Below are 12847 nucleotides of genomic sequence, written 5' to 3'. Positions count from 1 at the left end.
AGGACCGAGACAAAAAATTCATGCAGTGGCAAGGCGAAGCGATCATTCTGGGTGTCAGGCGACACGGCGAGAGCAGCGTTCTCGTCGAGGTGATGACACGCGATCGCGGCCGCCATCTCGGCATGGTACGGGGTGGACGCTCGCGCAGCATGCAGCCGGTGCTGCAGCCGGGAAACCGTGTCGAGGCGGTCTGGCGGGCGCGGCTGGATGAACATCTGGGTGAATTCAAGCTGGAGCCGGTGCGCCTGCGCGCCGCGCGATTGATGGAGACGGCAACCGCCGTCTACGGCGTGCAGGCCATGGGCGCGCTGTTGCGGCTGCTGCCCGAGCGCGATCCGCATCCGCATCTTTACGAGGCGCTCGACGTCATTCTCGAACACATGGATGATCCGGTCGATGCCGGCGAGCTTTTCGTGCGGTTCGAACTGGCGGTGCTGAACGACCTCGGTTATGGGCTCGACCTTTCCGAATGCGCAGCCACCGGCCGCCGTGACGAGCTCGTCTATGTATCGCCGAAAAGCGGCAAGGCAGTCAGCCGCGAAGCCGGCGCGCCCTATGCCGACCGCATGCTGGCTCTGCCCGCCTTTCTGGCGCAGGGAACGGAAAAATCCGCCGACCGCGACAGCATGGCCGCAGCCTTTCGCATGACCGGCTTCTTTCTCCACCGCCATGTCTATGAACCGCGCGGCTTGACGGAAAACGCCGCCCGCGACGGTTTCGTGCAGGCGGCGTTGAAGGCGATCGTAAAAGCGCGGGAAGACGCCGAGCGTCAGGCCGGCTGAGCGGCCGCGGTCGGGCGATCCACCGGCTTTTCGCGGATCGGCCAATGCACGACGGCGGCAGCGAGGCCCATCACCACACCCAGCCACCAGACGACGTCATAGGAGCCGAAGCGGTCATAAAGCGCGCCGCCCATCCATACGCCCAGGAACGAGCCGACTTGGTGCGACAGGAACACGATGCCGCCCAGCATGCCGAGATGGCGGGTGCCGAACATGATGGCGACGAGACCATTGGTCGGCGGCACGGTAGAGAGCCACAGAAGCCCCATGACGATCGCAAAGATGATCACCGAGGTCGGTGACTGCGGCAGAAGCAGAAACGCCGTCACGGCGATCGAGCGGCCGATATAGATATATGCGAGGAAGTAGGGTTTTGAATAACGCTGGCCGATAACGCCTGCTGCCAGCGAGCCGATGACGTTGAAAAAGCCGATCAGCGCCATGGCGATGACCGCATATTTCGCATCGATGCCGATATCGCCGAGATAGGCCGGAAAGTGTGCGGTGATGAAGGCCACCTGAAAACCGCAGACGAAAAAGCCGCTGGTGAGAAGCAGGTAGCTTCTGTGGCCAAAGGCTTCGCGCAGTGCCTCGCCGGCGCTCTGCTTGAAATGCACCTGCGACTGGCTGCCGGATGTGGAATTGCCGCGCAGGGGATAGGCGAGCAGCGGCACCAGCAGCATCATCGCGCCCATGATCACCAGACTGTCCGACCAGCCGTAATTGGTGATCAGCGCCTGGCTGAGCGGTGCAAACAGGAACATGCCGGCAGAACCCGCCGCCGTGCCGATGCCGAACGCCATCGAGCGTTGCTGCGGCGTGACGTTGCGGGCAAAGGCCGACAGGATGGTGCCGAACGAGCCGGCGCCGACCGCCAGACCCACCAGCACACCGCCGCCGATATGCAGCCAGGCAGGGGAGGCGGCATGCGACATGACCAGAAGGCCGAGCGCGTAAAGCAGGCCAGAGAGAATGAGGACGCGGCCGGTGCCGTATTTGTCGGCGGCAGCACCGAAGAACGGTTGGCTGAGGCCCCAGCACAGGTTCTGCAGCGCCATGGCAAGGCCGAAGGTCGTCCGGTCCCAGCCGGTATCGGTCAGCATGGGCAACTGGAAAAAGCCCATGGCCGAACGCGGGCCAAAAGTCAGCACGGCGATCAGCGAGCCGGCTGCGATGATGAGATAGGGCAGGTGCGGGCGGGCAACAGGCGCCATGACAGGTCCTCCGGATAAGGAGGTGACAATAGCGCTGCCTGCGACTTTGCAAAAGCGAGTTTTGCTGACGCAACGCATCACCACAATTGATGATGCGTTGCTACGGTTTTCGATGTTACTGGAATAATTGCAGCAATGCGCTGGGTGTCGAGTTGGCGATAGACAGCGCCTGCGTCGTCAGTTGCTCGCGCGCCTGCAAAGCCTTCAGGCGGGTCGCTTCCTCGTCCATATCGGCATCGATGAGCTTGCTGACGCCCGTCGTCGTCCAGTCGCGGAGCGCGCCGACGAAGTCGGTCTGCAGATCAACCCGCATTTTGAGGGCACCGTAATCCGCCCCTGCATTGGTCAGTTGCAGCAGCATCTTGTCGACGGTCGAGATCATCTCGTCGAGGTCGTCATTGGTGGTCGAGTCTGAAAGCTCGATCTCCACGGCCGTGGCGGAGTTGCTGTCGTTGACATGCAGCACCCAGTTGCTGCCGGCGCTGGCCGTTTCGGCGAACCAGGTGCTGGTCAGAATGCCCGCTTCACCGCCGGTCGATGACGTCCGGTCATCGATCAGACCCAACATGTTGCCTGTGCCGGCATTGCCATAGATATCGAAATCGATCGTCTGCATGGAGACGCTGCGGTCGGTGTCGCGTGTAAACGAGCCGACCACCTGCACGCTGGAATCCGTGTTGTCACTGATATTCAGCCAGTTGACGTCATTGAAGGTAGACGACTTGGCAATCGCCTCCAGCTGATCCTTCAGCTGGGTGATTTCCTTGTTGACCTTTTCCTTGTCCACGCCCGGCTCAGTGGCGGCGACAAGCTTGGCCTTGATCTCGTCCACCACTTCGATGGATGAATTCAACCCCGTATAGGCGATATCGATGGTGGCGGCGCCAAGGTTCAGCGCATCCTGAACGGCTGACAACGCCTTGTCATCGGATTTCATCGTTCGGGCGATCGACCAATAGGCGGCATCGTCCGATGCGCTTCCTACACGGTAACCGGTGGTCACACGGCCCTGTGTCTGGTCCAGATCCTGACTGATCGAACGCAGAGTGCCGAGGGCCGACATCGCGGCCGAATTGGTGATTATACTGTACATACTACGCTCTACACGAAACCGATAATCACGCCGAAAGGCATATCTGCGGAACCGAACATGGTTACCGGCAAAGTAGCTTCCGACGTGAATATTTATGGGTCACTAACCTTAACGTGTTCTTAAGTGCGCAAGTATCATTTATGGTTAACGCGAAATTTTGCGCGTAACCAAATAGAAATATTGGTTATTCTTCGTGGTTAATGAATGGTTGCTTACGGCGAGGCTGGCGGGTCGACCTGTGCCAGCTTCTTGCCCAGCCTGCTTTCGCGCCACAGCGTAAAACCACCCGCGCCAATGACGATGCAGCTGCCGGCGATCATGTTGAGCGTCATCACCTCGTTGAAGATGAACACGCCGATCAGGCAGACCAGAACTGTCTGAACATAAAAGATCGGTTGCACGGCCACGGCGTCTAGCATGGAGTAGGCGCGGATCAGAAGGTAATGGCCGCTCATGCCGGTAATGCACAGCACGATCATCCAGAACCAGTCGCCCAGCGTGATATGCGTCCAGTAGAACGGGCCAATGAAGGTGATGGCGACGGCGCCTGCGACGCCCGTGTAGAAAAACGCGGTTTCAGATGTGTCGGAGCGGCTGCCGAGCCGCGTCAGCACCGAATAGAGTGCGAACATGATCGTGCTGATCATCGGAATGACGATCTTGACGTCGAAGCTCGCATGCAGCGGATTGATGATGATCAGGATGCCGACAAATCCGACGCCGATCGCCGTCCAGCGCCGCCAGCCGACTGTCTCGCCGAGGATCGGTACCGACAGACAGGCAACGACAAGAGGGGCGGCGGCGAATATCGTGTGGCTCTGCGCCAGTCCGACGCGGGAAAAGGCAAAAACGGAAATGACGATCTGCGACACAAGCAGAATGCCGCGGATGATCTGAAGGACGGGGCTGTTTGCATAGGCGGTCTGTTTCAGCCCGCCGGTGGCGCGGCTCGCCAGAAAAAGCGCAAATCCGCCGAAAGCCCAGAAACGGATCATGGTGATGAAGATTGGCGGATAGGCGGTGCCCAGATGTTTCGAAATGCCATCCTGAACTGCAAAAATGCTCACCGCCAGAAGGGCGAAGAGCAGGCCGGTGGTGCGAGGTGTCATTCGGATAATCTCTGGGCTTCGGACGTTTCTTCAAGTCCGGGCATGCGGGCAGGGCGAAGATCATTCCCTCCCGTGTCGGCGGCTGATCAATCCACCTGACCTATGTGTTCTTGAGGAATGCCGGCCATACGTCAAGCGAGCCGCACCGATAACGGTACGGCTCTGCGCAGAAATTTCGATATTGCGCGGTTTTGCCGCTTCGGGCAGGCAGGCTGCGTCAGGCGCGGCGCTTGATGGCCCAGCCTTCCGAGCGCTCCTCGATGATCTTCACCGTATCGCCAAGGCTCAGCTTGCCGGTGCTGCGCGGCACAGCGTTCCAGCCGAACAGCGGGCCGGGCACGCGACGATCTCCCGACATGCGGATACGGCCCATCGCCTTCATCGGGCTCGGCACGTCGCGCGAGCCGGTCTGCTGGTCCTGTGTGGTCATGATGCAGCGGGCACAGGGTTTGACGAGATCGAAGCGGATGCCGCCGATCTCGATGGCCGCCCAGTTGTCTTCGGCCCATGCCTCGTCGTGATCGATGACGATATTGGGACGAAAGCGCTCCATGCCGACCGGCTCTTCGCCATTCGCGACCATGTTGGCGTTAAGCGCTGCCAGCGAACCGGTGGTGGTGACGAGAACCTGATAGCCGTCGGCAAAGGTGACCGGCGAATCGTCACCGGCCCATTCCGGCGATGCGGTGCGGCGGGCCTGGGCGTCGAAGAAGACGAGGCGCACATCGCGCTCCAGCCAGGTGGAGAGGGTGGTGTTGACGGCATCGTCGGCCATCGCGGCGGAGACGTTGGATTTCCACACCACGACGTCGAGGCGGCGAGCCGGATCGTTGAAGGTGATGTCGATCTCACCCTTGCCGTCGATGGCAAGCCGGGTCGCGCCTGCTGCATCGACCGGCGATGCCTTCACCTGTGCCAGCGCTTGCAGATCGCGCTGGGTGAAAAAGTGGCCGTCCGGGCCTGTTACCATCATCACCCGGTCGCCGGGAATGCCGGTGGCGGTGATCTCGGCTTCGGTCAGCGCGATGCCGCGCCCGCTCTTGAGAGGGTAATGATTGAGTTCACTGATACGCATGTCTTACCCCTCGATTTCATCCAGAAACATCTCACGGATTCTCACTAGCCGCTGATGCCGTTCCGACGCCAGTTCACGTCCCGCTGCGGTCTGAAAACCATCGGCGAGCTTGAGCAGTTTGACTTCGAAATGATCGATTGCATAGCTCTTGTCGTCCAGCGGGCGTTCTTTGGCCAGCGGATCGACCGGGTCGTAGAGACCCGATGCCATGCGGCCGGCAATATAGAAACAGCGGGCGGCACCCACCATGCCGATCGCATCCAGCCGGTCGGCATCCTGCAGGATTTTTGCCTCCAGCGTTTGCGGTTCGATATTTGCGGAAAAGCTGTGCGTGGTGATGGCGTGGGCGACGGCGTCGATCTCGTTTTCGCTCCAGCCAAGCTCGGTCAGAATTTTTGCGGCCTTTTCCGCCGCAAGCCGGGATGCCTGTGCTCTCAGCGGCGAGTTCTTTTCCACTGCCACGCAATCATGCAGCAGCACGGCGGCCGCCAGCACGCTGGCATTACCGCCTTCCCTGGCATGGATGCGCATGGCGTTTTTGAAGACGCGCAGGATATGGGCGATGTCATGCGAACCGTCGTCGCTATCGGTGGCGTGCGGGATCAGCCGGGCGGCAAGCGCCTCATGGGGCGCAAATGCCGCGCTGAGCGAGTGGGTCACGAAACGGTTCCTTCAGGTGTTGCGGCAGAATCGCCGGGGCGTTTGTTGCCATCCTTCTTCACCAGAATGCGCTGGTAGAAAAGCCCGATGCCGATCAGCACCCCGCCCAGACCCATGAACGATAGCGCCCGCAAAATGCCTTCGAGGTTGGACATGTCGATCAGGAACACTTTCAGCACGGCAATCAGCACCAGTGCTGCCGACGCAAGCCGCAGCGAACGCTGGTTGAAGCGCGAACCGAGGACCAGAAGGACGATGCCGATCAGCAGCCAGACCACCGAATAGGTATAGGTTTCGGCTGCCACAAAACCCTTCCAGTCGGCGATGTTTTCGCCCTGCCAGAACCGTCGAACGGACAGCGTTGCCCATGCGAAACCGAGTATGCCGCCGGAGATCGCCAGCATCAGCACATAAGGCATCGGCCGGCGTTCGCGGGCGAGATAGGCGACGAGCGCGTAAGCGAGTGCCGGCATCAGATAGCCGAGCAGCAGAAGGTTGAAGAACGGCCAGGGGCCGGTGCCTTCGCCGGTGATATAGGGGTTGAGGCCCAGAAGATGCAGCGACAGCACGTTGGCGGTGGCAAGCACGCCTGCGATCATCGAGCCGAAGCGGAAAACAGGGCTTGGCGATTTCAGATCCAGCATCATCAGGATGCCGGAGAAACCGACGGTTATCAGCGTGTAGATCGATTGCTCGCCCAGCGTCGGCACCGTGGTTTCCAGCGTGCCGCCATTCATGGCATGGCGCACCAGAACCGCAACCGTGATCAGCGCCGACAGTGAGGCCAGCGCCTGCATGATGTTGCGGATGCGGAAATCGGTGGCGTTGCGCAGCATCCATGCCGAAGCGATGGCGAGCAGTGTCGGAATGCCGTAGCCAGGCAGAAGCGCATTGAAGAACGGTGTCGTGCCGAGGCTGTTGGCGCCGATGACGGTCGGTTCCCAGGCGATACGGCCGAACACGATGAGCGTGGCGGCGGCCATCATCCAGGGCAGGGCCGGCCAAGACCGGATGCGCATGGCGAGCACATACAGGAAACCGAGTGCGGACAGCGCGATGGTGGTGACGATGCCGTTGGTCAGTGTGTGCAGCGCCAGCGTGAAACCTGCAAACGATCCGGCGACCAGAAGATTGGCCGGCCAGTCGATCTTGGCGTCTTCCGTCTGTTCGCCGCGGCGGAACAGCCAGTCGGCACCGGCGAGAAGCGAGAGACCGAGCACGATGCCGTAAAGACCATGTGTCCAGTCGCGGTTGAGATTTCCGAAATTGAGGAAGCTTATGGTCGCGATCGCTACCGGCACGGCCGGCATCAGGAATGCCCAGATGATGGAGAAATCCGGCTCGCTTTGGCGGAAACGCTTGAGGAAGACAAAGCCGAGCGCGGGGAAGACGGCGCCGAGCAGCAGATAGACCCAGACATGCGGCTCCACCGGCGCTGCCGTGGTCGTTGTCAGCTGACCATCGAGCAGGGTGGAAACGGTGTCCAGCCAGTTGATGGCGATGATGGCCATGCCGAGCACCGCACCGATTGCCGCAAGAATGGCCGGCCAGACGGCATAGGCGCGCAGTGCGCCGAATGCGGCAAGCGCCGCCAGAAGAATGGATGCGCAGGCCAGAAGATCGAAGGCGCCCATCGGCTCCGAACCGAGCATGCCAAGCGAAAACAACATGGTGACCAGCGAAACGGACAGCGTGGTCTGCAAAGGCATGCGGCCAAGCAATGTCGATATGCCGGCTTTTTCCGGCCCGATCAGGCTGGCGTAACGGCCCGGCCAATAAAAGCAGGTGCCGGCCAGCATGACCAGCAGTGCCAGGACCGCCGGCAGCATGCTGGCATCGTGCCCGGAGCCGACAAGATAGAGGAAAGACCAAAGGCCCAGCCCGACATTGGCAAGCGTCGGCACCACGGTCCACTGGCGGAAACGCGAGGCGGCATTGACGGCCAGCCAGACGAGCGCCAGAAAACCGAAGAGAGCGTTGGCGTTCGGGTTCTCCGTCGCGACCAGCGCGGGCGTCACCAGCGAGGCGAGCAGGCCGAGACCGGCAAGCGCCTGACCATGCAGCAGCGACAGCGCGATCGTCGCAAACGACACCAGCGCCAGAGCAATGAAGGCGGGCGTCGGGCCGATGAATTCATAAACGGCATAGGAGGCCCAGACCGCGCCCATCAGCGTCACCGAGCCTGCGGCGGTCAGCGCGCCGGGGATCATCGCATTGCCGAAACGGTCGGAGAGTTCCGGCATGGCGCGGCGGCGGATCAGTTCACCGGCGGCGATCAGCACGAGACCGAACAGGGCGGCAAGGCTGAGGCGGGCGGCGGGACCGAGCAGGCCGGCTTCGATCGTGTATTTGACGAGGAAGAGGCCGCCAAAGGCCAAGGCGACACCGCCAACCCAGACCGCCCAGCGGGCGCCGAGCCAGCTTTCGAGGCTTTCGCGCTCTTCCTGTGCCTGAACTGTCGCGACAACGGGTGCCGTTTCCGGCGCGGGCAGAATGGCTTCCTGCACAACCGGTGTTTCGGCTTCAGAGGCCATCGCGGCGATCTGTGGTTCCGCGATCGTCTCATCCTGCGGCGCGTCGATCGCGGTTTGCGCTGTCACGACAGGTTCGGCCGGCGCGGTTTCCGTGACTGCATCGGAGACAGGGGCTGCCAGCGTCATGCCGGTAATGCGCGCCTGCAGCGCCTTGATTTCCTTCTCCATCCGGTCGACGCGTTTGGCTATGTTCCGCTGCCAGACAAGGCCGACGATGATCAGGATAAAAATAACGAAGGGGAACAGGGGCAGCACGATGTGGTCACCTCGATGCGTTCGGACGGGCGCCAATCAGAAAGCGCAGCAGTCTTTTAATCGCATATGTTGCGGCAGGAGCAAGGCGAACGATGCGCGATTGTGAAGGAATTGCGAATTATCAACCGTGGCTGTTGAGGGTGGAAAAACGGCAAAGGGCGGGTTTCCTCGCGAAACCCGCCCTTTGCTTCTTTCCTTAAGACTGCACGCGCCCGAGGGCTTGTCCGGCGGTCAGACCGCCGAAGGTCCGCTCTCGCCATCCGGCGCATGTTTATCAGTCTGGGACGGAAGCTCTTTTGTTTTCTGTTCATCGAATGTCAGTTTGACCTTTTTGGAGAGGTCACGGCTGACATTGAACCATTCGCCGCTTTTCGCCCAGTAACGCACCGTCACGGTGGCGGAGCCATCGCTGAAATCGGATACGAACGTGGTGGGGGCAGGGGCTTTCAGCACGCGGCCATCGGCAGCGACGAGATCGTGCAGCAGCTTTTCAGCGCGCGCGATATCGATCTTTTCGCTGGTCGAAACGCTGATATCGTTGCGGCGCTTGTCGAGGCGGCTGTAATTGGTGATCGGCACGTTCCACAGCGTCGAATTCGGCGCGAGGCGATAGACACCTTCTGCGGTACGAAGTTCGGTGGCAAACAGGCCGACATCGATCACCGTACCGCTGACACTACCGGTCTCGATCGATTCGCCGACGCGGAACGGACGCAGCACCAGCAGCATGATGCCGGCAGCGATATTCTGCAGCGTGCCCTGAAGCGCCAGACCGACGGCAAGGCCGATGGCGCCGAGAGCGGCAAGTACCGATGCCGTCTGCACGCCGAACTGGCCGAGCACCATGACGACGACGATGACCAGGATCGCGTAACGGATGATGTTGGAAAAGAACTGCGCCAGCGTCGCATCGATGCCGTGAATACGGCCAAGACCATTGCGCGCCCAGCGGCTGAACAGACCGGCTGCCAGCCAGCCGATGACAAGCAGAATGACGGCACCGACGACGGAAAAGGAATATTGCACGGCAAGCGCGCTTAACTGAGCGAGTGCCGCCCGCGTTGCGACGACGAGTTCCGATGCCTGATCCATATCGGCGATAGTCTCCTTCTCTGAGCTGACCTGCAATGCGCAACCATGTCGCAGCATTGCTGTGGTCTGCTTAATTGGGTCAAAATCGACGCGCGTCAACCATCCTATTCATTTTTAGGAATATTAAATGAAAACAAATAAATGCTCGGTTTTCAGGATTACGCAGCGGTACTCAAGGAAGGGTTGAGCGGTAGAACGAAGGACACGGTGCCGTCTGTGTCCGCACCACGGCCGATCCCTTTGACGGCGGCGATCAGGCGTCCGTCGCGCTTCAAAAGCCGGTCGCCGATTTCCACCAGACGGGTGTTCGGCGTCGCATGCGGGGCGACTTGTCGCAGCCGGGCAGCAAGCGCGAAATCGTCTTCCTCGGGGTGGATGGCGAGTGCCGCAATCAGCGCCGCCGCAGGCGAACGCGATACGCCCATCCAGCAATGCACAACCAGCGGAAATTGTCGGTCCCAGCCGGCCATGAAGGCGATCAGCCGCTCCACATGCGCCTCATTGGGGGCAATGAGATTGCCGGTGCCGGCAAAGGCGATGTCGTTCATGGCGAGCTTCAGATGGCGGTCGGCAGAGATTACCGCCGGGCGGTGAAAATCCTGCTTTTCGGCGATCAGGCTGACCATTTCGCGCGCCTTGTGGCGCACCGCAAGTTCGGCGATCTTGGCAAGCGGGCAGACGATGATCGCAGTCATCGCGCCGTATTCCCGCGCAAAAGTTCGATCTCGGCGAAACGTTCCTGAAAACGCTGCTGTGCCTGGATGGCCGGCAGTGGCTCCATCTCCAGCATCTCTCTCGTCACGCCATTCGGCACGCCGAAAAACTTGCGCGCCTCGGTCAGCGAAAAGCCGGCAAGTTCGGTCGCCTCGAAAAAGGCGGCAACCGTATCGGCACGCTTGATCCGCATCTTCAGATCGCGCGTCGGATGCGCGGGCAGGCCGAATCGCAGGTGGATGGCCGCCTCCAGCCGCGCCTCGACCGCCTTGTAACCGCCGCCGACCACCGATTTGAACGGCGAGATCATGTCGCCGATCACATATTCCGGTGCGTCGTGCAGAAGCGTCATCAACCGTTCTTCCGGCGTGGCCGCAGGTTGGGCCAGCGAAAACACCTGCTCGACGATTAGCGAATGTTGCGCCACCGAAAAGGCATGGTCGCCGCGTGTTTGGCCGTTCCAGCGGGCGACGCGGGCAAGCCCGTGGGCGATATCGGAAATTTCCACGTCGAGCGGCGAGGGATCGAGCAGATCGAGCCGGCGGCCGGACAGCATGCGCTGCCAGGCGCGCGTCGCCTTGGTGGTCGAAGCGCCAGCGCTCACGTTTCCGCCTCTTGGGTCTCCGTCGGGAAGGAGAGGCCGGTCCATTCCGGCAAGGTCAGCGAAACGGCAATGTCGGCGGCAGTCAGCGGTGTGCCGCTTGCCAGCGCATCACCGACGCGGTCGATGCGCACGATTGCCAAGCCTTGTCCGCCCGAGGTGGAGCCCAGCGTGCCGACGGGTTTGGCGCCCGCCATGATTTCGGTGCCGGCCGCCGGCAGGTCCTGCTCAGCGGACACGATCACCACGCGGCGACGCGCGGTGCCACGGTGCTGCATGCGGGAAACCACTTCCTGACCGACATAACATCCCTTGCGGAATGAAAGCCCGCCATCCTTGTCGAGCAGGACATCATGCGGAAACGCATCCTGCAGTGCAAAATCGTGGCCGGACAGCGCCAGTCCTGCAGTGATGCGCAGCGCCTGATAGGCAGCCTCTTCGCCATCGGCCTGTTTCCCCGCTGCACGTTGCAGCTCGATGCCGGATTTGGCGAAGGCGCCGTCGGTGATACCGCCCACCAGCGTTTCGCCACCCCAGGCAACCGTCACGCCGATCTCTTCCACAAGGGTGATCTCCACGGCGGCGCGCAGCTTGTACATGGTCAGCCGTCGCGCAAATGCCTCGCGCTGCGGCTGGTCGATCTCGATGGCAAAACCGCCCTCGATCCGCCAGATGACGAAATCGAACAGGATTTTTCCCTGCGGCGTCAAAAGCGCGCCGGGGCGGGCTTCCTCTTCCGGCAGGCCGGCAATGTCGGTGGTGATCAGATTGTGCAGGAAATCCTGCGCATCAGTGCCGGTGACGGACAGCAGGGCACGATCGGAAAGGAAGGCAAACGGCATGATTTTCACCCGCACGGATCAGAAACAGAAAATCCCCGGCGCAAATCAATGCGCGTCATGGGCTGTCATAGAGGTAAGGTTTTGACACGGTCGCGGCAAGCCGCACCGTGTCCGGGTACTGCCGACAGCGCGAGAATCAGTCGCCGCTGACGATGAACTTCCACTTGCCGTCGGGTGAGATGCCGATGCGGTAGAAATTGTAACCGCCCGCTTCGTCCATGGCAGCAAGATCGCCGGCTGTGACGATGCGCAGCAGGTCCACCTTTTCCGGCGGGGTCAGCTCGTTGAGCGGCTTGCCGACGAAATAGGGCCAGACATAAACCTCATCCGGCGTGCCGGCCTCGATGCGGGCAACGCCGGTCTGCATCAGGTCCAGCATGATGGCGAGGATTTCCAGACCTTCGGTATCACCGGAAAAGCTTTTCAGCGTTTCGATCGGGTCTTCGTTCTGGTCGGGACCATCGGTTTTCTGTGCGCCGGGATCCATGATCGGGCGCATGCGCTCGACATCGCCGGACGCAGCGGCCTCGACGATCGCCTCGCGTAGCTTGCGCACCGGTTCCGGCAACTTGCTGAAATCGTGAATGATTTCTGCCTTGATCGCCGGTTCGGCTTCAGCCTCTGCGGCGGCCGCAGCGTCAGGCTTCGGCGCTTCCGGTTTGTCGGCGGCCGGCGGGGTCGCCTGACTATGCTGGTTTTCCGTACCCGTGTGGCTGCCGGGCGCCGTGTCTGCCGGCTGTATGCCCTGATGCCCGACGGAAGAACTCTGCGCCATGCCGGAAAGGGCAAGGGCGACGGGTGCCTGCGTCAGCGCTGTCGCGCTGAAAAGCGCGGCGGCGAACAGGATGCGGGGGAAACGGCTATTGGGCATGGCTT

At 61.4% G+C, this 12847-nt stretch carries 12 protein-coding genes; 1 reads left to right on the top strand and 11 read right to left on the bottom strand.

Annotated elements, in window-relative coordinates:
• The first annotated feature begins 20 nt into the window (after positions 1-20).
• Positions 21-782: a DNA repair protein RecO gene (recO, locus tag AAIH70_RS03100; protein ID WP_132273020.1), complete on the top strand. Its 762-nt coding sequence runs from the start codon at positions 21-23 to the stop codon at positions 780-782.
• Here the strand turns inward: recO and AAIH70_RS03095 are convergent.
• The 11 genes from AAIH70_RS03095 to AAIH70_RS03045 all read right to left on the bottom strand — a co-directional run bounded on the left by AAIH70_RS03095 (position 770) and on the right by AAIH70_RS03045 (position 12842).
• Positions 770-1996, bottom strand: coding sequence for an MFS transporter (locus tag AAIH70_RS03095; RefSeq protein ID WP_132273021.1), 1227 nt, complete (start codon positions 1994-1996; stop codon positions 770-772). The genes recO and AAIH70_RS03095 overlap by 13 nt on opposite strands.
• 115 nt (positions 1997-2111) lie before the next feature.
• Complete coding sequence (locus AAIH70_RS03090; protein ID WP_132273022.1) at positions 2112-3089, bottom strand: flagellin; 978 nt, start codon at positions 3087-3089, stop codon at positions 2112-2114.
• A gap of 212 nt (positions 3090-3301) precedes the next feature.
• Positions 3302-4198, bottom strand: coding sequence for a DMT family transporter (locus AAIH70_RS03085; protein WP_132273023.1), 897 nt, complete (start codon positions 4196-4198; stop codon positions 3302-3304).
• Positions 4199-4415: 217 nt separating this feature from the next.
• Positions 4416-5273 (bottom strand): MOSC domain-containing protein, encoded by an 858-nt coding sequence (locus tag AAIH70_RS03080; protein ID WP_132273024.1) that lies wholly within the window; start codon positions 5271-5273, stop codon positions 4416-4418.
• Between the two features lie 3 nt (positions 5274-5276).
• Positions 5277-5933 carry an HD domain-containing protein gene (locus tag AAIH70_RS03075; RefSeq protein ID WP_132273025.1) on the bottom strand — a complete coding sequence of 219 codons (657 nt, stop codon included), beginning with the start codon at positions 5931-5933 and terminating at the stop codon, positions 5277-5279.
• Positions 5930-8725 (bottom strand): DUF2339 domain-containing protein, encoded by a 2796-nt coding sequence (locus AAIH70_RS03070; protein ID WP_430033531.1) that lies wholly within the window; start codon positions 8723-8725, stop codon positions 5930-5932. The genes AAIH70_RS03075 and AAIH70_RS03070 overlap by 4 nt, the downstream gene beginning before the upstream one ends.
• Positions 8726-8953: 228 nt before the next feature.
• On the bottom strand, positions 8954-9814 hold the full coding sequence (locus AAIH70_RS03065; RefSeq protein WP_132273026.1) for a mechanosensitive ion channel family protein: 861 nt from the start codon (positions 9812-9814) through the stop codon (positions 8954-8956).
• Positions 9815-9972: 158 nt separating this feature from the next.
• Complete coding sequence (locus tag AAIH70_RS03060) at positions 9973-10509, bottom strand: tyrosine phosphatase family protein (RefSeq protein ID WP_132273027.1); 537 nt, start codon at positions 10507-10509, stop codon at positions 9973-9975.
• Positions 10506-11084, bottom strand: coding sequence for an HD family hydrolase (locus tag AAIH70_RS03055; RefSeq protein WP_132273703.1), 579 nt, complete (start codon positions 11082-11084; stop codon positions 10506-10508). The genes AAIH70_RS03060 and AAIH70_RS03055 overlap by 4 nt, the downstream gene beginning before the upstream one ends.
• Positions 11085-11128: 44 nt before the next feature.
• Entirely contained in the window at positions 11129-11971 is an 843-nt protein-coding gene (locus AAIH70_RS03050) for a YgfZ/GcvT domain-containing protein (protein WP_132273028.1), read from the bottom strand.
• 136 nt (positions 11972-12107) lie between these two features.
• Complete coding sequence (locus AAIH70_RS03045; protein WP_132273029.1) at positions 12108-12842, bottom strand: hypothetical protein; 735 nt, start codon at positions 12840-12842, stop codon at positions 12108-12110.
• Positions 12843-12847 lie beyond the last annotated feature (5 nt).

Source organism: Neorhizobium sp. BT27B, from assembly GCF_050455485.1.
Taxonomy (GTDB): Bacteria; Pseudomonadota; Alphaproteobacteria; order Rhizobiales; family Rhizobiaceae; genus Neorhizobium.
The sequence above is the reverse complement of the archived record's forward strand: the minus strand, read 5'-3'. Positions and strand labels throughout refer to the sequence as shown.